At 59.0% G+C, this 21,913-nt stretch carries 22 protein-coding genes; 17 read left to right on the top strand and 5 right to left on the bottom strand.

The features are described from left to right. Positions 1 to 18 precede the first annotated feature (18 nt). Positions 19 to 672 carry a methionine ABC transporter permease gene (locus BN1139_RS14650; RefSeq protein WP_005339070.1) on the bottom strand — a complete coding sequence of 218 codons (654 nt, stop codon included), beginning with the start codon at positions 670 to 672 and terminating at the stop codon, positions 19 to 21. Beyond that, the gene (metN, locus tag BN1139_RS14645; RefSeq protein WP_005349261.1) at positions 653 to 1,696 is read right to left on the bottom strand and encodes a methionine ABC transporter ATP-binding protein MetN; all 1,044 of its coding nucleotides are present in this window, start codon (positions 1,694 to 1,696) and stop codon (positions 653 to 655) included. The genes BN1139_RS14650 and metN overlap by 20 nt, the downstream gene beginning before the upstream one ends. 505 nt (positions 1,697 to 2,201) lie before the next feature. Between metN and BN1139_RS14640 the strand changes: the two genes are divergently transcribed. After that, positions 2,202 to 2,657, top strand: coding sequence for a hypothetical protein (locus BN1139_RS14640; protein WP_005349264.1), 456 nt, complete (start codon positions 2,202 to 2,204; stop codon positions 2,655 to 2,657). Between the two features lie 104 nt (positions 2,658 to 2,761). On the opposite strand, the gene ppgK is transcribed toward BN1139_RS14640, so the two are convergent. Continuing rightward, positions 2,762 to 3,502 carry a polyphosphate--glucose phosphotransferase gene (gene ppgK / locus BN1139_RS14635; RefSeq protein WP_005349265.1) on the bottom strand — a complete coding sequence of 247 codons (741 nt, stop codon included), beginning with the start codon at positions 3,500 to 3,502 and terminating at the stop codon, positions 2,762 to 2,764. A gap of 111 nt (positions 3,503 to 3,613) precedes the next feature. Beyond that, the gene (gene queG, locus BN1139_RS14630; protein WP_005349267.1) at positions 3,614 to 4,768 is read right to left on the bottom strand and encodes a tRNA epoxyqueuosine(34) reductase QueG; all 1,155 of its coding nucleotides are present in this window, start codon (positions 4,766 to 4,768) and stop codon (positions 3,614 to 3,616) included. 60 nt (positions 4,769 to 4,828) lie between these two features. On the opposite strand from queG, the gene BN1139_RS14625 reads away from it, so the two are divergent. From BN1139_RS14625 to BN1139_RS14575, 11 genes are all read left to right on the top strand, one after another. Further along, positions 4,829 to 6,340 (top strand): bifunctional ADP-dependent NAD(P)H-hydrate dehydratase/NAD(P)H-hydrate epimerase, encoded by a 1,512-nt coding sequence (locus BN1139_RS14625; protein WP_005349270.1) that lies wholly within the window; start codon positions 4,829 to 4,831, stop codon positions 6,338 to 6,340. 10 nt (positions 6,341 to 6,350) lie between these two features. Continuing rightward, positions 6,351 to 6,824, top strand: a complete 474-nt coding sequence (gene tsaE / locus BN1139_RS14620; protein ID WP_005339056.1) for a tRNA (adenosine(37)-N6)-threonylcarbamoyltransferase complex ATPase subunit type 1 TsaE — start codon at positions 6,351 to 6,353, stop codon at positions 6,822 to 6,824. Positions 6,825 to 6,847: 23 nt separating this feature from the next. After that, positions 6,848 to 8,536: an N-acetylmuramoyl-L-alanine amidase gene (locus tag BN1139_RS14615; RefSeq protein WP_005349273.1), complete on the top strand. Its 1,689-nt coding sequence runs from the start codon at positions 6,848 to 6,850 to the stop codon at positions 8,534 to 8,536. Between the two features lie 16 nt (positions 8,537 to 8,552). Then, the gene (locus BN1139_RS14610; RefSeq protein ID WP_005349275.1) at positions 8,553 to 8,732 is read left to right on the top strand and encodes a hypothetical protein; all 180 of its coding nucleotides are present in this window, start codon (positions 8,553 to 8,555) and stop codon (positions 8,730 to 8,732) included. Positions 8,733 to 8,735: 3 nt separating this feature from the next. Continuing rightward, positions 8,736 to 10,607 (top strand): DNA mismatch repair endonuclease MutL, encoded by a 1,872-nt coding sequence (gene mutL, locus BN1139_RS14605; RefSeq protein WP_005349277.1) that lies wholly within the window; start codon positions 8,736 to 8,738, stop codon positions 10,605 to 10,607. Next, a complete protein-coding gene (gene miaA, locus BN1139_RS14600; RefSeq protein ID WP_005349279.1) occupies positions 10,597 to 11,526 on the top strand; it encodes a tRNA (adenosine(37)-N6)-dimethylallyltransferase MiaA in 930 nt (309 codons plus the stop codon). Before mutL ends, miaA begins: the two co-directional genes overlap by 11 nt. Before the next feature lie 72 nt (positions 11,527 to 11,598). Beyond that, positions 11,599 to 11,862, top strand: coding sequence for an RNA chaperone Hfq (gene hfq / locus BN1139_RS14595; RefSeq protein WP_005339045.1), 264 nt, complete (start codon positions 11,599 to 11,601; stop codon positions 11,860 to 11,862). A 63-nt stretch (positions 11,863 to 11,925) separates the two neighbouring features. Then, positions 11,926 to 13,212 carry a ribosome rescue GTPase HflX gene (gene hflX, locus BN1139_RS14590; RefSeq protein WP_005349281.1) on the top strand — a complete coding sequence of 429 codons (1,287 nt, stop codon included), beginning with the start codon at positions 11,926 to 11,928 and terminating at the stop codon, positions 13,210 to 13,212. Between the two features lie 91 nt (positions 13,213 to 13,303). Then, on the top strand, positions 13,304 to 14,455 hold the full coding sequence (gene hflK, locus BN1139_RS14585) for an FtsH protease activity modulator HflK (RefSeq protein ID WP_005341060.1): 1,152 nt from the start codon (positions 13,304 to 13,306) through the stop codon (positions 14,453 to 14,455). 3 nt (positions 14,456 to 14,458) lie between these two features. Further along, positions 14,459 to 15,343 carry a protease modulator HflC gene (gene hflC / locus BN1139_RS14580; protein WP_005339038.1) on the top strand — a complete coding sequence of 295 codons (885 nt, stop codon included), beginning with the start codon at positions 14,459 to 14,461 and terminating at the stop codon, positions 15,341 to 15,343. Positions 15,344 to 15,448: 105 nt separating this feature from the next. Further along, complete coding sequence (locus tag BN1139_RS14575; RefSeq protein WP_005349283.1) at positions 15,449 to 15,637, top strand: DUF2065 family protein; 189 nt, start codon at positions 15,449 to 15,451, stop codon at positions 15,635 to 15,637. Positions 15,638 to 15,718: 81 nt separating this feature from the next. Here BN1139_RS14575 and ispB read toward each other — a convergent pair whose 3' ends face one another. Continuing rightward, positions 15,719 to 16,690 carry an octaprenyl diphosphate synthase gene (ispB, locus tag BN1139_RS14570; protein WP_005339034.1) on the bottom strand — a complete coding sequence of 324 codons (972 nt, stop codon included), beginning with the start codon at positions 16,688 to 16,690 and terminating at the stop codon, positions 15,719 to 15,721. A 242-nt stretch (positions 16,691 to 16,932) separates the two neighbouring features. On the opposite strand from ispB, the gene rplU reads away from it, so the two are divergent. The 5 genes from rplU to BN1139_RS14545 all read left to right on the top strand — a co-directional run bounded on the left by rplU (position 16,933) and on the right by BN1139_RS14545 (position 21,801). Further along, a complete protein-coding gene (rplU, locus tag BN1139_RS21040; protein ID WP_005304210.1) occupies positions 16,933 to 17,244 on the top strand; it encodes a 50S ribosomal protein L21 in 312 nt (103 codons plus the stop codon). A gap of 17 nt (positions 17,245 to 17,261) precedes the next feature. Further along, on the top strand, positions 17,262 to 17,519 hold the full coding sequence (gene rpmA, locus BN1139_RS14560; RefSeq protein ID WP_005339028.1) for a 50S ribosomal protein L27: 258 nt from the start codon (positions 17,262 to 17,264) through the stop codon (positions 17,517 to 17,519). Positions 17,520 to 17,719: 200 nt separating this feature from the next. Beyond that, positions 17,720 to 18,922, top strand: coding sequence for an Obg family GTPase CgtA (cgtA, locus tag BN1139_RS14555; protein ID WP_005349285.1), 1,203 nt, complete (start codon positions 17,720 to 17,722; stop codon positions 18,920 to 18,922). A 366-nt stretch (positions 18,923 to 19,288) separates the two neighbouring features. After that, complete coding sequence (locus BN1139_RS14550) at positions 19,289 to 20,659, top strand: YjiH family protein (RefSeq protein WP_005349298.1); 1,371 nt, start codon at positions 19,289 to 19,291, stop codon at positions 20,657 to 20,659. 152 nt (positions 20,660 to 20,811) lie between these two features. Then, complete coding sequence (locus BN1139_RS14545) at positions 20,812 to 21,801, top strand: luciferase-like monooxygenase (RefSeq protein WP_005349315.1); 990 nt, start codon at positions 20,812 to 20,814, stop codon at positions 21,799 to 21,801. Positions 21,802 to 21,913: the final 112 nt, after the last annotated feature.

The raw sequence follows: 21,913 nt of genomic DNA, 5'->3' as shown, positions 1-21,913 counted from the left end.
CCTGTCAGAAATCGACGATTAACGATGATCACATTTGTTGACCAGGCGCTCACCCGCGCTCTGGATAAGTTGAACCAGTACTACCAGGATAACCACGGTCACCAGCATGACGGTCGGGTCAAAGCGCTGATAACCATAACGAATACCGACATCCCCCAGACCACCGCCACCGATGGCCCCGGCCATGGCCGAGTAGTTCACCAGAGTGACGAGGGTAATGGTGACACTGTTGAGGATGCCGGGCAGAGCCTCGGGCAGCAGCACCTTGGTGATGATTTGCAGCGGCTTGGCGCCCATCGCCTTGGCCGCTTCCAGCAGGCCGTCCGGCACTTCCATCAGGGCCCCTTCTACCAGACGGGCGATGAAGGGGATGCAACCGACAGTCAGCGGCACGATGGCAGCGATGGTGCCGATACTGGTGCCGACAATCAGCCGGGTCAGCGGAATGATGGCGACCAGCAGAATGATAAAGGGCACCGAGCGACCCACGTTGACCACCATACCCAGAGTACGGTTGAGCAAGGGGTTGGCCAGGATCTGGCCCGCCTTGGTTACATGCAGTGCCACGCCGAGTGGCAGGCCCAGCAGGCAGCCAAACAGGGCGGAGGCAAACACCATGATCAGGGTGTCGCCCAGGGCCGTGATGAGCAGATTAATCATGGCTTCGGACATAACCCATTACCTCCAGCTGAATGTGGTTGTCGATAAGGAACTGCTGGGTGGCCTCGCACTGGGCTTCATCCCCGAACAGCTCGGCCAGCAGGAAACCGAATTTGACGCCACCTGCGTATTCGATGTCTGCGCTCAGTATGCTGATGTCGATGTTGAAACGGCGGCTCGCCTCGGAGATCAGCGGCGTATCAACCGTGCTGCCGGTAAAGCCGAGCTTCACCAGCGGGTAGCTGCCCGGCACCCGCTCGCTGCTCATCCGATCCTGATACTCCTGCGGTACCTCCAGATGGATGGTTGAGTGGATAAAGTCACGGGCCAGCTGGGTCTTGGCGTTGCTGAAGAACCAGGCCACTTCCCCCTGCTCGATCAGGCGACCATCGCTGATGATGGCCACTTCGTCACAGATCCCTTTCACCACATCCATCTCGTGGGTAATGAGCAGGATGGTGAGCCCCAGCTTGACGTTGATCTCCTTGAGCAGGGTCAGGATCGAGCGGGTGGTCTGCGGGTCGAGGGCCGAGGTGGCCTCGTCGCAGAGCAGCACCTTGGGGGCCGGTGCCAGTGCGCGGGCAATGGCGACGCGCTGTTTCTGACCGCCGGAAAGCTCGGACGGATAGGCCTGGGCACGGGCTTCCAGCCCGACCAGCGTCAGCAGTTCGGCAACCCGTTGCTGGATCTTCTCTTTGCTCCAGCCTGCCAGCTCCAGCGGAAAGGCGATGTTGGCAAACACGGTGCGGGAGGCAAGCAGGTTGAAGTGCTGGAAAATCATCCCGATCTGGCGGCGAGCCTGGGTCAGATCCCGCTCGCTCAGGGCGACCAGATCCTGGCCATCAACGATGACTTGGCCCTCTGTCGGGCGCTCCAGCAGGTTGACACAACGAATGAGGGTACTCTTGCCGGCACCGGAGGCACCGATCACCCCGAAAATTTTGCCTTGGGGTACATGCAGACTCACATCACGCAGGGCGTGCACGGCGTCACTGCCTGTACCGTAGACTTTGTTGAGACCGATCAACTTAATCATGGATTCTTCCGTGCTAACAGCCTTAAAGCACAGGGCGCTACAGGCGGGGAAATTGGGCAGAGGTTCCACTGGGTTACTCTGTCATCATGGAGGATGATGCTAAGATGTCTGGATGGCCATGTCAACGCATGTTTTTACGTCTAGACGTCTAAAAAAGTGATAAGGATTTCTGTCAGGCGGATAACGATCAGAATGGTATTGTTGCTCTTCCAGATCCTGTTTCGTCCCTGCGGCATATGGCCGAATTAAAGATGGTTTATATCGGGTATATGCTGGTTTTATTAGTGTGCCAGCCCGTTTCTGTTCACATCTGCTGTCTAGCTTAATGCTCCTCCATCGTTACACAAATTGCTGCACAAATCGTTCCCTATTCGTGACCGGAGCACCTGGCAGCCACTTTGTCGGCGTCAACCTTGATGCAGCGCAAGGGGGGCACGGATAGGGATTGGGTCGGTGGCGCCGGTTTTTTATACTGATGATGTCGACAAGCATGGAGGGCAGTACGATGAGATTCCAACAGATCAAAGAGTTGCTGCGCTATCTTGAGCAGGTTCATCACCAGCTCGGACTCTGTTACGGGCGTTTGACCAGTCAGGTGGACAGCGAACGGAGCCGGATGTTGCTGGTCTATCTGCAAGGGCGTGAGGATGCGGCCAGTGCCCATCTGCACGAATATGCCGCTCAACTGGGAGAGGCGGTCAGGGAGACCTGGCTGAACCAGAGTTTCAGCGAGGATATGCTGCCTGCCATTACCCGCTTCGAGCTGCCGGCATCAGTCCAGACTCAGGATATCGTCACTCAGGTATGCCGCTGGGAAGAGCAGCTGGTGGGCGAACTGAGTCATCTGGCCCGGGAGTGCCCGACACCGGCCACCACCGCCTTGCTCGAGAATCTGGCCGGGCTGGAGCAGACCCGCCTGACTCGACTGGTGCACGGAGTGCACCGACTCGACGACATGTAACGGGTGATAAGCACCAAACACGCAAGATGACCGCAAAACAAAAGGGCCCGGCAGCAGTGCCGGGCCCTTTCCATTGGTATCTGCTGACTTGCAGTGAGCGTCGGTTAGCCCTGCTGCTCGGCCGCGTAGAGCGCGGCCCCGATAATGCCCGCCTGATTGAGGCTGGCCGCCGGAATAAGCGGCGCCCGGGTCTCGATGCGATCGACAAACTTATCCAGCTTGGCTGCGCTGCCGCCCCCCAGAATGAAGAGGTCGGGGGAGAAGAGAAACTCGAGGCGCGCCAGATACTTGTTGAAACGCTTGCCCCAGCGGTTCCAGGAGAGATCTTCCCGTTTGCGCGCCGCATCGGAGCAGTAGTGCTCGGCGACCATTCCTTCCAGCATCAGATGGCCCAGCTCGGTGTTGGGCAGCAGATGGCCATTGACGAAGATGGCGGTGCCGATACCGGTGCCGACCGTGATGAGGATGATGACCCCCTTGCGATCCTTGCCAGCGCCAAAGCGCATCTCGGCCAGACCGGCGGCATCGGCATCATTCAGCACATAGCAGGGCTTGCCGGTAACATCGGCAAACAGATGCTCGGCATCGGTCTCAATCCAGCTCTTGTCGATATTGGCGGCACTCTTGGCAATGCCGTTGTGAATGGTGGCGGGAAAGCCGCAGCCCACCGGCCCTTTCCAGTCAAAGTGTTCGACCAACGCCTTGAGGGTATGGGCGATGGCGGCCGGGGTGGCCGGTTGCGGCGTGGCAATGCGATGGCGCTCGCCGATCAGTTCGCCGGTTTTGGTATCCACCAGACAGCCCTTGATCCCAGAGCCTCCAATATCCACTCCCAACATATGCATCAGTGTTGTCCTTGTTGTGTGCCGAGCAGTTTGCAGTGACCACGCTGTTATGGGCACTGCAGGTCGGCAGAGCATGAAAAAAGTGCTGCAATCCGGCAAGGGGCAGATCACTTATGCGTGATCCGACAGACCTTTTTCGATGCAGCGGATCAGCAAACGGGTCTTCTTGTTCTCTTCATCCTGACGCCGGGCAAGGGTGGTCAGCGCCCATTCGATATGTTCGGCCACCATAGGATCGGCGGTGGTCAGCCCCAGTTGCAGAGCCGCGATCACCTCGGGGGTTGCCGGGCCATTGCCAAGGGCGACTGCCAGATTGCGGCGCCAGCGCTGGTAACCGATGCGGCGGATCGGGCTCCCTTCGGTCTGCTTGAGAAAGTCGCTCTCGCTCCAGCACCACAGCGCCAGCAGGGGGGGGCGGTGCAGACTGGGGCGCGGGCTGAAGTCGGGTTCCGGGCTGGCATCGGCGTAGCGATTCCAGGGGCAAATAAGCTGGCAGTCGTCGCAGCCGTAGATGCGGTTGCCCATCAGGGGCCTGAACTCTTCCGGAATAGGACCGTCGTTCTCGATGGTGAGATAGGAGATGCAGCGGCGGCCATCCACCACATAGGGGGCGACAATGGCGCCGGTCGGGCAGATGTTGATGCAGGCGACGCACTTGCCGCACAGCTCCTTCTCCACTGGCTGGTCGAGCGGCAGCGGCAGGTTGAGCAACAGCTCACCGAGAAAGAAGAAGGAGCCGGCCGATTCGTTGAGCAGCAGTGAGTGTTTGCCAACCCAGCCGAGGCCCGCCTTGGCTGCCAGCGGCCGCTCGAGGATGGGGGCGGAGTCGACGAAGGGGCGCCACTCACCCAAGGTCTCTTCAGTGCCTTGAAACAGCTCGGTGCAGCGCGCTTCGATGCGATCACCCAGCTGTTTGAGACGGTTGCGCAGCACCTTGTGGTAGTCACGACCGAGAGCATAGCGGCTGATATAGCCGAGAGTCGGATCGCGCAGGGTCGCGGCGAAGCCCGCCTCGAACGGCAGGTAGTTCATCCGCACCGACAACACCCGCACCGTGCCCGGCAGCAGCTCGTGGGCGCGCGCCCGCATCATGCCGTGGCGCGCCATGTAATCCATGCTGCCGTGATAGCCCGCATCCAGCCAGGCCTGCAATCTCGGCTCTTCGATACGCAGGTCGGTGTCGGTGATGCCCGCCTGGTCAAAACCTAGCTCCCGTGCCCAGAGCTTGATATCGTGGGCCAGCTGGTGGAAGTCAGGTGCGCTCATGCGGCTTGGCCTGGCCGGAGTTTGCTGGCGTGGGTCGATTGATAGGAGGCGGGAGCCGTCATGGTAGAGATCATCAGGGGCGCGTTGGGCACAAAAGAGGGGGGCAGTTTACCACAGGGGCTGTGGCAGACTGAACAGATCCGCGCACTGGAGCGCAACTGGGCCGCGCGTGAGGGGCAACCTCTCTATGCCCTGATGGAGCGAGCCGGTGCCGCGCTGCGTACTTATGCCACCCTGCATTGGCCCGACAGTCGCTGCTGGTGGATTTTCGTCGGCCCCGGTAATAACGGCGGTGATGGCTATGTGCTGGCCCGCCTTGCCCGCCAGATTGGCATCGAGGTGGTGGTGATTGCCGCTAGGGCACCCGACCAGCTGAAGGGGGATGCCAAACAGGCCGCCGATGAGTGGTTGGCGGCCGGTGGCAGGGTCTGGCTGGCCGAGCAGTTTGATGATACCCAACACTCCGCCCCGGATCTGGTGGTCGATGCCCTGCTTGGCACCGGCGTCAACACGCCCCTCTCGCCACTACTGACAAAGATCGTCGCAACAATCAATGGCTTGGCTGTGCCCGTGCTGGCGGTGGATCTCCCCTCCGGCCTCAACGGCGATACCGGCCGTGCCATGGGGGCTGTGGTGCAGGCCACTCGCACCCTCACCTTTATCGGTATCAAGCAGGGGACGCTCACCGGCGACGGGGTGGATTGCGTCGGCCAGCTCGACTGCGATCCCCTTGGCGTGACGCCTGATGACACTATGCTGCCCGCCGCCTGGCGTATCGATTATCCGCAGCTCAGCACGCAGCTGACCCCGCGTCCGCGCGCTTCCCACAAGGGCTCTTATGGCAAGGTACTGCTGGTGGGGGGCAATCGCGGCATGCAGGGGGCCATTGTGCTGGCTGCCCGCGCCTGCCTGCGGGCGGGGGCCGGGCTGGTGCGGGTATGTCAGCATCCGGAACATCCGCCGGTCAGCCTCTATCAACCCGAACTGATGAGTCTCACTACCGCAGATGACGAGGGGTGGGCGTCGGTGCGGGTCATTGGCCCCGGGCTCGGTCAGGATGAGTGGGGAAGCGCGCAAATCGCCCGTTATCTCACCGAACGGCTGCCACTGGTTTTGGACGCCGATGGATTGAATTGGCTGGCGCAATCTCCCCGCCATCAGGATAATTGGGTGCTCACGCCCCATCCCGGCGAAGCGGCGCGCCTGCTGGGATGCACCATTGCCGAGATTGAAACAGACCGGTTTGCCGCCGTGCAGGCGCTGCAGCGGCGTTATGGCGGTGTGGTGTTGTTAAAAGGGGCGGGAACACTTATTTATGACGGCGAGCGGGTCGCTCTCTGTTGTGAAGGCAATCCCGGCATGGCAAGTGGAGGGATGGGCGATCTGTTATCTGGTATAATCGCCGCCCTTTTGGCCCAGGGCTGGTCTGCCACCATGGCAAGCTGGCTGGGCGCAGTGATCCACGGCGAGGCTGCAGATCAGGCCGCCGCTGACGGCGAGCGGGGCATGCTGGCGTCAGACTTGCTGCCGCTGATCCGCAAACTGGTTAATCCCGACACCATTACAAGTTAAAAAGAAGAACATGGCAAAACAGTTGATGATGACACTGCCGGACGAGGCAGCAACCGTGGCACTGGGTGGCCGTCTGGCACAGGCTTGCCAGCAGGCGACCACAGTGTTTTTGCATGGCACGCTTGGCGCCGGTAAAACCACCCTGACCCGCGGCTGGGTGCAGGGCCTTGGCCATCAGGGCAAGGTAAAAAGCCCGACTTACACCTTGGTCGAACCCTATGAGCTCGATGGCTGGCAGGTCTACCATTTTGATCTCTATCGCCTGGCTGATCCGGAAGAGCTGGAATTCATGGGCATTCGGGACTATTTTGCCGCCAACACTCTCTGTCTGGTGGAGTGGTCCGAGAAGGGCGAGGGCTGGTTACCGGCTCCCGACCTGGAAATTACCCTCACTTATGTAGGTGAGCAGCGCGAGGTTCTGATAGAGGCCCGCACTGCTATTGGCGAAGCCATTCTGGAACGGTTGTCATCTACGTGCGCTTGATCCTTGTTATTGCTCTCTCTTTGATGGCGTTCCCCTCCTGGGCGAATCAGCTCAAGAGCGTACGAATCTGGCCATCACCGGATAACACCCGGGTGGTGCTCGATATGAGCAGCGCCCCCAACTTCAACTATTTCACCCTCACCGGCCCGGATCGGCTGGTGATCGATCTGAAAGGGGCGAGCAACGCCGCCAATCTGGCGCGGATCGAGAACAACAGCGAACTGGTGCGCAAGATCCGCCAGAGCACTCCGCTGGAGAAGGGCGGTCTGCGGCTGGTGATGGATCTCAGCTCCGCCATCAAGCCGGTGGTCTTTCCGCTGGCGCCAGCCGGGCCCTATGGTCACCGTCTGGTCATCGACCTTCCCTATGAAGAGAAGCGCTCGGCGGCTGCGGTGCAGTCCACGCCTGTCGGTGGCAAGGGCAAGGGGGTGGTGATTGCCATCGACCCTGGCCACGGCGGGGAAGACCCGGGCTCCATCGGCCCGCGCCGCACCTACGAGAAGCGGGTCACGCTGGCGGTCTCCCAGAAGCTGGCGTCACTGATCGACCGTGAGCCGGGGATGCGCGCCGTGATGACCCGTCGTGGCGACTACTTCGTCGACCTCAACAAGCGCTCCGAGATTGCCCGCAAGGCGAAGGCGGATCTGCTGGTCTCTATCCATGCAGACAGTTTTCATAACTCGACCCCGCGCGGCGCCTCGGTCTGGGTCCTCTCGACCAACCGTGCCAACCGCGAGATGGGCAGCTGGCTGGAGAAGCAGGAGAAGCAGGGCGAGCTGCTGGGCGGTGTCGGCAAGGTGTTGGCGGAATCTGATCCCAACCCCTATCTGGCGCAGACCTTCCTCGACCTCTCCATGGACAAGTCCCGTGCCGAAGGGTATGACGTCAGCCGCCAGATCCTGCGTTCCATGGGCAAGGTTGCCCGACTGCACAAGAAGGCGCCGGAGCATGCCAGTCTGGCGGTGCTGAAGGCACCGGATATTCCCTCTGTGCTGGTGGAGACCGGTTTTATCTCCAACCATGCGGAAGAGAAGCTGCTGGCCACCGCCAGCTATCAGGACCAGCTGGCCCGCGCCATCTTCGAGGGGATCCGCAACTACTACCGCGCCCACCCGACCAAGGGGGCCATGCTGACCGGCAAGGGGCAGGTGAGCCAACCTGCCGCTACTCGCCCTGCACCGGTAGCCCGGCAGCCGGTGAGCCAGCCCAGGCAGGCACAGTCGCAGCCGGTAGTGACCAACAAGATGCCCGCCACCACCCGTGACGGCGGTGCGGCTAGCGGCTCTGGCGCCGGGGTGATCAAGCCTTACTCGGCGGCAGCGCAAGAGAGCGGTGCACCGGTCAGCAGTGTGGGGGACTATGACAAATCGCGGATGCTCCGCCATGTGGTCAAACGGGGTGAGAGCCTCTCCCGCCTTGCCGAGAAGCATGGAGTGAGTCAGTCCACTCTGGTGGAGATCAACCAGCTGCGCAGCCGGGATATTCAGATTGGTCAGACTATCTATATCCCCCAGCAGGGGCAGAGCCGCAGTGCCGCCCCCGTTCGCAGTGACGACAAGTCGCAGATGATCCGCCATGTGGTCAAGCGGGGCGAGAGTCTCTCCCGCCTTGCCGAGAAACATGGGGTGAGTCAGGCACGGCTGGTAGAGATCAACAAGCTCAAGTCGCGGAATATTCAGGTAGGGCAGGTGCTCTACATTCCGCAAAACTGACGCGCGGGAGCGGGTGATGCCGCTCCCGCTGTTAGCGAATACCATCAGCAAGATTGAAATTCAGGAGTCAGCGATGCCGATCCGTATATTCCCCCCTATTCTGGCCAACCAGATTCCGGTTGGTGGAGAGGTGGTGGAGCGGCCCTCCTGGAGCCTTAAGAGACTGACCATCCGCAAGATAGAAATTCAGGAGTAAATGATGCCGATCCGTATTTTGCCACCCATTCTGGCCAACCAGATTGCAGCCGGAGAGGTGGTGGAGCGGCCCTCTTCTGTGGTGAAAGAGCTGGTGGAGAACAGCCTGGATGCGGGGGCCGACCGGGTCGAGATCGACATCGACAAGGGGGGCGCCAAGCTGATCCGCATCCGTGACAACGGCTGTGGCGTCGCCAAAGATGAGCTGGTGCTGGCGTTGTCGCGTCATGCGACCTCCAAGGTGGCCACACTGGACGATCTGGAAGGGATCAACAGCCTCGGCTTTCGTGGCGAGGCGCTCGCCTCTATCAGCTCGGTTTCCCGTCTCACCTTCACCTCCCGTACCGCCGAGCAGTCCGAAGCCTGGCAAGCCCAGGCGGAAGGGCGTGAGATGAGCGTCACCATCAAGCCGGCGGCCCATCCGGTGGGCACCACGGTGGAGGTGGTGGATCTCTTCTTCAATACCCCGGCGCGGCGCAAGTTCATGCGCAGCGAAAAGACCGAGTTTGCCCATATCGACGAGCTGGTGCGCCGCATCGCGCTCTCCCGCTTCGATGCCACCCTGATCCTGCGCCACAATGGCAAGGTGGTGCGCCAGTACAAGGCCGCCAATACCGTGCCGGAGCAGGAGCGTCGCCTCGCCGCCGTTTGCGGCACCCCCTTCATACACCATGCGCTGGCGGTGGAGAGCGAGCATAGCGACGTGCGGTTGTGGGGCTGGTTGGCGACGCCGGAGGGGGCAAGACCGCAAAACGATCTGCAATACACCTATGTCAACGGCCGGATGATGCGCGACAAGCTCATCAACCACGCTATTCGTCAGGCCTATGACGAGTTGTTGCCTCCCGACCGCTTCGCCGCCTATGTGCTCTATATCGAGCTGGATCCCCGTCAGGTGGATGTCAACGTCCACCCGGCCAAGCATGAGGTGCGCTTCCATCAGGCGCGACTGATCCACGACTTTATCTTTCAGGCGCTGTTTACTGCGCTGCGCCGCGAAGGGGTGAGCACCGCTCATCAGGACACTCCGCTGGCCGAAACTCTGGTCGAGTTGCCGGTCAGTCCGCAGATTGAATATCCCGGTCAGGCGCCACGTCCCGAATGGTACGGTGCCGAGCACAGCTACCGGGCACCTGCACAGGTGCGGGAGGGGGGCAGTGGGGCTAGCCGAGCCAGCAATTATCAACCGCCCGAGCCCCCAAGCCGGGAGGCGATGCACGGCATGGGCGCTCTGCTCACTACGCTGCCTATCGCAACTGCGACTGAGGCTGCTCCCGCACAGTCCACCGACACGGTGCCGTCACCCAAACAGGGGGGATGTCGCGCCCTGACACTGGTGGAGCAGGCCTACCTGTTGATCGAGCGGGATAATCAGCTGGCCCTGCTCTCGCTGGTACGCGCCGAGCGGGTGCTGCTACGCCACTGGTTGCTGGAGACCTGGGGTCAGGGGCTGGCGGCCCAGCCACTGTTGCTGCCGGTCTCCTTCAAATTGCCGAAGAATTTGATCGCGCTGGTGACCGAGCAGGAGCGTTTGCTGAAACGGATGGGACTGGAGTTGAAAAGCGGGGGGCGCGACACCATGATCCTGACTCGGGTACCGGCTCTGCTGCGCCAGACCGATCTGGTGCGTCTGTTACCCGAATTGCTGCAAATTATCGAGGGCGGATCTGACAGTGATGCTGGTCAGCAGGCTGAAGTATTATGCCAATGGCTGGTGGAGCAGGGGATAAGCCGCGAGAAGATATACGATTTTTCAACTGCCAGTCGTCTGCTGACGGAACTTGTGACTGATTTCAGTGACCAACTGGCAGACATTCGCATGGTACGCCCGCTTTCGCTGGCGACCGTGCTGGAGGAGTTTGAACATGGCGAGTGACTTGCCGACCGCAATTTTTCTGATGGGGCCGACGGCCTCCGGCAAGACGGATCTCGCCATTGAACTGTGCCAGGCATTGCCTTGCGACATCATCAGCGTCGATTCTGCGCTGATCTATCGCGGCATGGATATAGGTACGGCCAAGCCCACCGCTGATGAACTGGCGCGGGCTCCGCACCGGCTGATAGACATTCTTGATCCCGCTGTGAGCTATTCGGCAGCCGATTTTTGCAAGGATGCCCTGCGGGAGATGAAAGAGATCGCCGACCGTGGCCGCATTCCGCTGCTGGTGGGCGGTACCATGCTCTATTTCAAGGCGTTGCTGGAGGGATTGTCCCCGCTGCCCTCTGCCGATCCCGCCATTCGTGCCGGGATTGAGGAAGAGGCTGCCCGCTGCGGTTGGCAAGCGCTGCACGACGAGCTGGTGCGCATCGACCCTGTGGCCGGGGCGCGGATCCACCCCAATGACCCGCAGCGACTCTCTCGGGCGCTGGAGGTCTACCGTATCAGCGGCAAGACCCTTACCGAGCTGACGCAGGTGCAGGGGGAGGGCTTGCCCTATCGGGTGCTGCAGTTTGCCATCGCCCCGAGCGATCGCGCCGTGCTGCATCAGCGGATCGAACAGCGCTTTGACAAGATGCTGCAAGGCGGCTTTGAACAGGAGGTTCGTGCGCTGATGGCGCGCGGCGATCTGCACCCGGATCTCCCCTCCATTCGCTGTGTGGGTTATCGCCAAATGTGGGACTACCTGTGCGGTGAAGTGGGGTATGATGAGATGCGTTATCGTGGCATTGTTGCCACACGCCAATTGGCAAAACGACAGATGACCTGGTTGCGCGGCTGGCCCGATGTGACCTGGTTGGAATCTGGTGAGTCTGGCAATCTCGACCGCGTGCTTGCTCGCGCTGGTGCGGCTTGACACTCCCTGTATAATCAGGTTGTTATATTGATATTCGGTGTTTAAAAACAACAAACTATAAGGAAAAGAAAAATGGCTAAGGGGCAATCTCTCCAAGACCCGTTTTTGAATGCGCTGCGCCGTGAGCGGATTCCTGTTTCTATCTATTTGGTGAACGGCATCAAACTGCAAGGTCAGATCGAGTCTTTTGACCAGTTTGTTATCCTGCTGAAAAACACCGTGAGCCAGATGGTTTACAAGCACGCCATCTCGACTGTCGTACCGGCCCGTGCCGTCAATCATCACCAGCCCACTCCGGGTGGCGCGGCTGATGAACAGGGTGATGCCGAGGCGTGATACCCCTGGGCGAGTCGACTCGCCAACTCAGATTCATCATGATTCCTGTTAAGGAGCAAGCGCTTGTTTGACCGTTATGAAGCTGGCGAACAGGCCGTTCTGGTGCATGTCAACTTCAGTGATGAGGGTGAGCGGGAGGATCTGGAAGAGCTCAAGATGTTGGTGAGCTCGGCCGGAGTCAATGCGCTGGGGGTAATTACCACCAGTCGCAGTGCGCCCAGTGCCAAATTTTTTGTCGGCAGTGGCAAGGCTGAAGAGATCGCGTCCCAAGTCCAGATGCTGGATGCCGACGTCGTCATCTTCAACCATGCCCTGACCCCTGCCCAGGAGCGCAACCTGGAGCGTCTGTTCCAGTGCCGGGTGGTGGACCGAACCGGCCTGATCCTCGATATCTTTGCCCAGCGCGCCCGTACCCACGAAGGTAAACTGCAGGTCGAACTGGCCCAGTTGCGCCATCTTTCCACTCGTCTGGTGCGAGGCTGGACCCACCTTGAGCGTCAAAAGGGCGGGATCGGTCTGCGTGGCCCGGGTGAAACCCAGCTTGAAACTGACCGACGTCTGCTGCGGGAACGCATCAAGGCGATATTGCGTCGGCTCGACAAGGTGGCCAAGCAGCGGGAGCAGGGACGCCGCGCCCGCAACCGCAACGAAGTGCCGACGGTGTCACTGGTTGGTTATACCAACGCCGGAAAGTCCACTTTGTTCAACCAACTTACAGCTGCCAGCGTGTATGCTGCCGACCAATTGTTCGCAACTCTGGATCCCACCCTGCGTAATCTGGTGATCCGGGATGTGGGTGATGTGATTTTGGCGGATACAGTTGGATTTATTCGACACTTGCCCCATGATCTGGTCGCGGCTTTCAAGGCGACCCTGCAGGAGACCCGTGAAGCGGATCTGCTGCTGCATGTGGTGGACTGTGCCGATGAGCAGATGCAGGAGAATATCGACTCCGTGCAGCAGGTGTTGGCCGAGATTGAAGCCGATGACAGGCCCCAGCTGATGATCTGCAACAAGATCGACAAGCTGGCGGATCGTCCGGCAGGTCTGGAGCGAGATGACGAGGGGCGCCCGTTGCGCGTCTGGCTGTCGGCCCAGACTGGTGAAGGTTGTGAGCATCTGTTTACGGCGCTGACCGAATTGCTGGCTGGCTCCATGGTGCATCACACCCTGCAGTTACCTCCTTCTGCCGCGAGATTGCGCAGTGCGCTCTATCAGCTGAAAGGGATTGAGCAGGAAGGTTTTAGCGAGGAGGGTGATTTCGTGCTGGAAGTCCGCTTGCAAGTGGTCGACTGGAACCGCCTCGTGAAACAGGAAGGTGAGAGTTTACAACGCTTTATCAGGCATTGATTCGTTGATGAAGATGAACCCTTAGGGGCTTCGCGACGTATGACGGCCCGATAGAGATGATATCCATCCGCATGTATTAATGGAGACGCTGATGGCTTGGAATGAGCCTGGTAACAACGGCAAAGACCGTGACCCTTGGGGGAATAACGGCAAGAATCAGGGACCCCCTGATCTGGATGAAATGCTGCGCAAAGTGAGTCGCCGTTTCGGTGGCTTGTTTGGTGGCGGCAAATCTGGTGGCGATGTAGGTCGCTTTGGTATCTCCATCGCGTTGGTTGTGGCTGTGGTGGTGTGGGTCGTCAGCGGCTTCTACACCATTCGCGAAGCGGAGCGTGGTGCCGTGCTGCGGTTTGGCAAGTTTTCCCATATTGTCGAGCCGGGCCTGCGCTGGAAGCCGACCTTTATCGATCAGGTGATCCCGGTGGACGTCGAGTCCGTGCGCTCCCTGCCTGCCTCCGGTTTCATGCTGACTCAGGATGAGAACGTGGTACGGGTCGAGATGGACGTGCAGTACCGTGTGGTCAATCCTGAGCAGTATCTGTTCAGCGTGACCAATGCCGACGAGAGTCTGGGTCAGGCTACCGATAGCGCCCTGCGCTACGTGGTGGGTCATACCCGGATGGATGATGTGCTGACTACCGGTCGTGAGAAGGTGCGTCAGGAGACCTGGCAGGTGATCGATGGCATCATCGAGCCCTACCAGATGGGTCTGCAGATCGTCGATGTCAACTTCCTGCCGGCGCGTCCGCCGGAAGAGGTGAAAGACGCGTTTGATGACGCCATCTCCGCTCAGGAAGATGAACAGCGTTTCATTCGTGAAGCAGAAGCCTATGCCCGTGAAGTGGAGCCCAAGGCCCGTGGTCAGGTGAAGCGTCTGGAGCAGGAAGCGGAAGCTTACAAATCCCAGATCGTGTTGAAAGCCCAGGGTGAAGTTGCTCGCTTCAACGAGCTGCTGCCCCAGTATCTGGCTGCTCCCGAGCTGACCCGTGAGCGTATCTATCTGGAAACCATGGAAGAGCTCTATCAGCAGGCCAACAAGGTGGTGGTTGACATGCCGGCTGGCAACAACAGCATGATCTACCTGCCGCTCGACAAGCTGTCTGGCAAGCCGAAGGTAACCCAGTCTGATCGTGCCACTGCCGCCCCGGTCACAGAGCAGGTCCCCGTTTCCAACGAGGGTGCCAACTCTACCCCGACAATGCCGCTGCGTAGCGGTGACCGCTTCAGCTCAGGGAGAAACTGATAGATGAAAAAGCTAGCTATTGGTGCAATCGCTGTCGCGGCCATGGTCTGCTTCTCTTCTGTCTTTATCGTTGATGAAGGTCAGAAGGGGATTGTGGTGCAGTTTGGCAAGGTGAAGCGGGTTGACTCCGGTGAACCCCGCCTCTATGAGCCGGGCCTGCACTTCAAGGTGCCGCTCATCGACCAGGTTCGCAAGATGGATGCCCGCATCCAGACCATTGACAGCCAGGCCGACCGTTTTGTCACCTCCGAGAAGAAAGACCTGATCATCGACTCCTACGTGAAGTGGAAGATCGAGGACTTCTCCAAGTACTACCTGGCAACCGGTGGTGGCAACAAGCTGCAGGCTGAAGACCTGCTCAAGCGCAAGATCAACAACGGTCTACGTTCCGAGATCGGTAACCGCACCATCAAGGACATCGTCTCCGGTGAGCGCAGTACCGTGATGGAAGATGCCCTGAAGAAGATGGCACGCTCCTCCGAGCTTGGTATCAAGGTGGTGGATGTGCGGATCAAGCAGATCAACCTGCCGGTGGAAGTCTCCAACTCCATCTACCAGCGGATGCGCGCCGAGCGTACCGCTGTGGCTCGTGAGCACCGCTCTCAGGGTCGCGAGAAGGCTGAAATCCTGCGTGCCGATATCGACCGCAAGGTGACCGTCATGATCGCCGACGCCGAGAGTAACGCTCGCCAGCTGCGCGGAGAAGGGGATGCGGAAGCCGCCAAGATCTATGCCGACAGCTACAAGAAAGACCCCGAGTTTTTCAGCTTCGTGCGTAGCATGGAGGCCTATCGCAAGAGCTTCGCCGGTGGTAACGACCTGATGGTGTTGAAGCCGGACAGCGAGTTCTTCCGTTACCTCAAGTCTCCTCACGGCACCAAGCAGTAATCGCCACGAGGTTACATTCAAAGGGTCTGCATTGTCAGACCCTTTTGTTTTTGGTGCCAACGCCAGCCGTCGACCCAGGGGGCTGGTTGCATTGAAGGAGGTCGGATGCTGACATCCATGCTGATGGGGTTGGGATTGCTGCTGTTGTTCGAGGGGCTCGGCCCGCTGTTGATACCAAGGGCATGGCAGCAGATGTTGCGGCTGCTGAGCGATCAGCCACCGGAGCAGTTGCGCCGTATCGGCGGCTCGTTAGTGGTTGCGGGTAGCGTGATCCTCTGGATGCTGAGTCGCTGAGTCTGGCGCAATGCACAGTTCAGCAGATAGCAGACAATAAAAAAGAGGCCAACGGCCTCTTTTTTCATGCATGTCGTTTACTCAGGCACTGCGCTGCACGGCCATGTGGGCCAGTGTTTCCAGCGCGTGCTTGTGCGGGGAGTCAGGCAGGATGGCGAGGGCGGCAATGGCCTTGTCGGCCTCCTCTCTGGCACGCATGCGGGAGTACTCCAGCGCGCCAGTGCGGTCGAGAATGCCGAGGATCTGCTCAAGATGCTCCATGCCGTTGCGGTGCTCGATGGCATCGCGCACCAGCTGGCGCTCTTCCGGCGTACCCACTTCCATGGCGCGCAGCAGCGGCAGGGTCGGTTTGCCTTCGGCCAGATCGTCGCCGACGTTCTTGCCCATCTCTTCGCTCTGGGAGCAGTAGTCCATCACGTCATCGATGATCTGGAACGCGGTGCCCAGATACTTGCCGTAATCGGTCATGGCCTGCTCGACGGGCTCGGGCTGATGGGTCAGCACGGCTGCAAGGCGAGTGGCGGCCTCGAACAGCTTGGCGGTCTTGCAGTAGATGACCGTCATGTAGCTCTCTTCGGTGGTATCCGGGTCGTTGCAGTTCATCAGCTGCAACACTTCCCCTTCGGCGATGGTGTTGGTGGCATCCGAGAGGATCTCCATCACCCGCAGGTTGGAGAGTTCGGCCATCATCTGGAAGGAACGGCTATAGAGGTAGTCACCGACCAGCACGCTGGCGGCATTGCCAAACATGGCGTTGGCGGTCTCCCTGCCACGGCGCAGGTCGGATTCGTCGACCACGTCGTCATGCAGCAGGGTAGAGGTGTGAATGAATTCGATGATGGCGGCCAGTTTCAGGTGATCCTCACCCTCATAGCCCAGCGCACGCGCAGCCATCACGGTCAGCATGGGGCGCATCCGTTTCCCGCCGGCGCTGACAATGTAGAAACCCAGCTGATTAATCAGACTAACGTCGGACTGGAGTCGGGCCAGGATCAGTTCATTGACCGCCGTCATGTCGGCGGCACAGAGCGCACGGATAGTCTGTTGGTCCATAAGTCTCGTAACGTGACAGCAGCAATAACTGCGATTTTAGTAATGGCAGGGATTCTACACGATTTCACAATGGGTTACAGTTAGGCGTTTATCCACGGCGGCAGATATGCGCACAAAATAAACTTTTTGCTAAATTGGCCTTGCCTGAGCAGATCGATTTGCGTAGAATGCCCGCCCATTGTTATAGGTTTTTGCGCATGTCTAGCCTTGAGCAAAAGACATGCCTTTACGGAGTTAATCAAATGTACGCGGTATTCCAAAGCGGCGGAAAACAACACCGTGTGGCCGAAGGTCAAATCGTTCGTCTGGAAAAGCTGAACGTTGAGACTGGCGCTACCATCGACTTCAACGAAGTTCTGATGGTTGCTGCAGGCGACACTTTTAAAGTAGGTGCTCCTTTCGTTGAAGGTGGCAAGGTTGTAGCTGAAGTTGTGGCTCACGGCCGTGGCGAGAAAGTGACTATCGTCAAGTTCCGTCGTCGTAAGCACCATCGTAAGCAAGCGGGCCACCGTCAGTGGTTCACTGAAGTCAAAATCACTGGCATCAGCGCTTAATTAGAGGAGTCCGATAAATGGCACACAAAAAAGCTGGCGGTTCATCCCGCAACGGTCGCGATTCTGAAGCTAAACGCCTGGGCGTGAAGCGTTTCGGCGGCGAAACAGTTCTGGCTGGCAGCATCATCGTTCGTCAACGTGGTACCAAGTTCCACGCTGGCACCAACGTTGGTCTGGGCAAGGATCACACCCTGTTCGCAACCGCGACTGGTAAAATCCTGTTCGAAGTTAAAGGTCCGCTGAATCGTAAGTACGTTAGCATCGTTGCTGAGTAATTACGGACCGCAAGGATCCGAAGCCCCGCCAACAGGCGGGGCTTTTGTTTTTCTGACGTCTTTCTGATGTCGTTGACGAAAAAACGGAACGCAGCTGACTTTGGCTCTGACGGGCATGATTGGCAAGATGCGTATCGCCCGCAGGGGTCTGTACCACTATAATTGCGTATCGGTTTTTCGAATTAAGGTGACGGTTACCTATGAAGTTTGTTGATGAAGTCCAGATTCGAGTCGATGCCGGTGACGGTGGTAACGGTTGTGTAAGCTTTCGCCGTGAAAAATATATTCCCAACGGTGGTCCGGACGGCGGTGACGGCGGCGACGGTGGCGACGTATATCTGATCGCCGACGAAAACCTCAATACCCTGATCGACTACCGTTTCGAGCGCTTCCATGCTGCTGAGCGCGGTGAGAATGGCCAGAGCGCCAACTGTACCGGTCGCCGCGGCAAGGACAAGATCCTGCGTGTGCCGGTCGGTACCCGGGCGACCGATGAAGATACCGGTGAACTGCTGGGGGATCTGACCCACCACGAGCAGAAGCTGCTGGTTGCCAAAGGTGGTTTCCACGGTCTGGGCAACACCCGCTTCAAGAGCTCCGTCAACCGTGCTCCCCGCCAGAAGAGTAACGGTACTCCGGGTGAAGTGCGTACCCTGAAGCTGGAGCTGCTGCTGCTGGCCGATGTCGGCATGCTGGGTCTGCCCAACGCAGGCAAGTCTACCTTTATTCGCGCCGTTTCTGCGGCTCGCCCGAAAGTGGCTGATTACCCCTTCACTACCCTGGTACCGAACCTGGGTGTGGTGCGTGGTGAGAACTCCCGCTCCTTCGTGATCGCCGATATCCCGGGTCTGATCGAAGGTGCTGCCGAAGGCGCAGGTCTGGGTATCCGCTTCCTGAAACACCTCGAGCGTTGCCGCGTGCTGATCCACCTGGTGGATATCTGCCCGGTTGATGGCTCCGATCCTGCTGAAAATGCCGTGACCATCGTCAAGGAGTTGGAGAAGTACAGCCCGGAACTGGCTGGCAAGCCGCGCTGGTTGGTGTTTAATAAGATGGATCTGATCCTGGAAGAGGAAGCCCAGGAGGTGATGGATCGCGTCAAGACGGCCCTGAACCACGAAGGTCCGGTCTATGCCATCACTGCCATCAGCAAGGAAGGCACCAAGAAGGTCTGCTACGACATTCTGGATTTGCTGGATACCATGCCCCGTCAGCTGGCGGAAGATGCCAAAGACGCCATCGAGAAGGTGGAGTTCAAGTGGGACGACTACCACAAGAACCAGTTGGCCAAGGCTGAAGCGGAAGCACTGGCTGCCTCTCTTGCCTTCGATGAAGGGCTTGATGATGACGATTGGGATGACGACGAAGATGATGGCGTTGAAGTCATCTACGTCCGTGACTGATCCCCGTCACTCTCATTGAAAACCGGAGCCTGAACAGGCTCCGGTTTTTTTATGTCTATCGAGCAGCAACTCATTAGGTATATTTGTGATGTCACTTATTGCCTGCTACTGATAACCGATTATACTGCCCACCAAAATTAACAATAACGAAACAATCATCTGGCGATGTCGATTGAATCGATATGCGCCGCTGTATCTTGTTGTTTTAATGGAAGGTTTACCTGTGGAAATATTTATGCGCAGATTTCTGCCTTAAGGGCTTGTTTGTGCATTTTTTTAGAGTATTCTTGCGCCCGTTTTGCCGGTTAATGCATGAATACGCAGGTTGGCCGAGCTAGGGAAAAGTAACATTAGGGCAGTCATATCATGTTGGAAAAGAGTCTCGAAGCACCTGCGGTCAATACTCGCCGTAATTTGTTGATGTTTCTGGTTCCGTCACTTATCGGGATCCTGCTGTTCATGACGCCGGTCGTCTATGACGGTAACGTCACCATCCCGGTGGCCGTGCTGGCCAAGCTGGTACAGCGCGTTTTTGCCGATTATCTGGTCGCCATGGTCAGTGCGGTGATCACCACCACCATGCTGATGACGGTGATTGCCTGGCTGTTCAAGCCAGCGATTCTGGTGCGTCGTCCTTTCCTCAACAGTTTGTTCAATGTCTCCCCTTTCTGGGCCTGCGTGCGGGTATTGGGCGGTATCTTCGTGCTGCTGACCTTCTTCCAGGTGGGGCCAGAGGTGCTTTACTCCGGCGCAACCGGTGGACTGGTACTCAACGATCTGCTGCCGGTGCTGTTTTCGGTCTTCATTTTTGCCGGCCTGCTGCTGCCGTTGTTGCTCGATTTCGGGCTGCTGGAATTTGTCGGCACCATGATGACCCGCATCATGCGTCCTGTCTTCCGGTTGCCGGGTCGTTCGGCTGTGGACTGCTTTGCCTCCTGGCTTGGTGATGGCAGCGTCGGCATCCTGCTGACCAGCAAGCAGTACGAAGGGAAGTTCTATACCCAGCGTGAAGCCGCGGTGATTGGCACCACTTTCTCTGCGGTCTCCATCACCTTCTGTCTGGTGGTGATCTCCCAAGTGAAGCTGGAGCACATGTTCGTCCCCTTCTACCTGACCGTCTGTCTGGCGGGGGTGGTTGCCGCCATCGTGGTGCCGCGTCTGCCACCGCTCTGCTGGAAGAAGGACATCTATGCCGATGGCACTCCCCTGTGCCGCAAGCAGGAAGCCGTGCCACACCAGCACAGCGTGATGAGCTATGGCTTCGAGCGGGCGCTGACCAAGGCTGACAGCATGACTGATCTCGGCGCAGTCGCACGGGAAGGGGTGAAGAATGCACTGGATATGGTGTTTGGCGTGCTGCCGGTGGTAATGGCGATCGGTACCTGTGCCCTGATGCTGGCCGAACATACCCCTATCTTCAACTGGCTTGGTGCTCCGTTTGTCCCCTTGCTGGAGCTGCTGCAACTGCCTGAGGCGGAAGTGGCGTCCAAGACCATCATGGTCGGTTTTGCCGACATGTTCATTCCGGCGGTGCTGGCCTCGACCATCGAGAGCGACATGACCCGCTTCGTGATTGCCGCCATGTCGGTGACCCAGCTGATCTATATGTCGGAAGTGGGCGCCCTGCTGCTGGGCAGCAAGATCCCGGTCAAGTTGTGGGAGCTGTTCGTTATCTTCCTGCTGCGCACTCTGGTTACCTTGCCGGTTATTGCCGGGGTGGCACACCTGCTGTTCTGATCAGGTCGTAGTGCTGAAAAAGGCCATCCCGCTTGCGGGGTGGCCTTTTTGCATCTGGCGCGTGCGCTCCTGCAGGGCAGATGTGTTCCGTTCGAACATCTCATGCTAGAGTGCCCCTCTGTTAGCAAATTGTGATGCAATGGAGTGTATTTATGTCTGCCATCCCCTATTCCGTGCTCGATCTGGTGCCTGTTGCCGAAGGTTCCGTGCCTGCCGAGTCGTTTCGCCGTTCACGGGATCTTGCCCGCCATGCCGAGGGTTGGGGTTACCAGCGCTACTGGCTGGCCGAGCATCACAACATGCCGGGCATTGCCAGTGCCGCTACCTCGGTGCTGATCGGCCATCTGGCCGAAGCCACCACCACTCTGCGGATCGGCGCGGGTGGCATCATGTTGCCGAACCACTCGCCGCTGGTGATTGCCGAACAGTTTGGCACTTTGGCTTCGCTCTATCCGGATCGCATCGATCTCGGCCTTGGTCGCGCCCCGGGGACCGATCAACGCACCATGCGGGCGCTGCGGCGAATGCGCAGCGGCGAGGTGGATGATTTTCCGGCCGATGTGCGCGAGTTGATGAGCTACTTTGGCGACGAGATTGGTGCGGTGCAGGCGGTACCCGGGCAGGGGCTGCATCTGCCCATCTGGCTGCTGGGCTCCAGCCTCTACAGTGCCCAATTGGCTGCGGCGATGGGCTTGCCGTTCGGTTTTGCCTCCCATTTCGCGCCCGCCATGCTGCTGCAGGCGCTGGAGATCTACCGCAGCCAGTATCGCCCCTCTGCGCACTGGCCCAAGCCCCATGCGGTGGTCTGCATCAACATGATCGCCGCCGACAGCGAGCGGGAGGCCCGCTTCCAGTTCACTACCGTGCAGCAGCAGTTCTTGCGCCTTCATCGCGGTGATGCGGGCAAGCTGCCCGCGCCGGTCGTCCAGCTTGGCGATGAGTGGGCACCTCGTGAGTTGATGGCGATGGAGCAGACCCTGGCCCGATCTCTGGTGGGCGACCCTGAGCAGGTTCGTCACGGCCTCAAGGCGCTGCTGGCGGAAACCCGTGCCGATGAGCTGATGTTCAATGGGCCCATCGTCGATCATCAGGCCCGACTGCGCTCCTTTGAAATCGCCGCCGAGCTGATGCAGAGCCTGTGATTACACATCCGGGCAGTGGCAGAGCTTGACCTTATATCTCTTTATGTTTATTCAACTAATTGATTTTAAAGAGTTGTCAGGTTGATGTCGGCTATCTGTCGTGTCACCTTTC

Origin of the sequence: Aeromonas veronii bv. veronii (assembly GCF_000820225.1) — a bacterium.
GTDB lineage: Bacteria > Pseudomonadota > Gammaproteobacteria > Enterobacterales > Aeromonadaceae > Aeromonas > Aeromonas veronii.
This window is presented reverse-complemented; position numbering and strand designations above follow the sequence as displayed.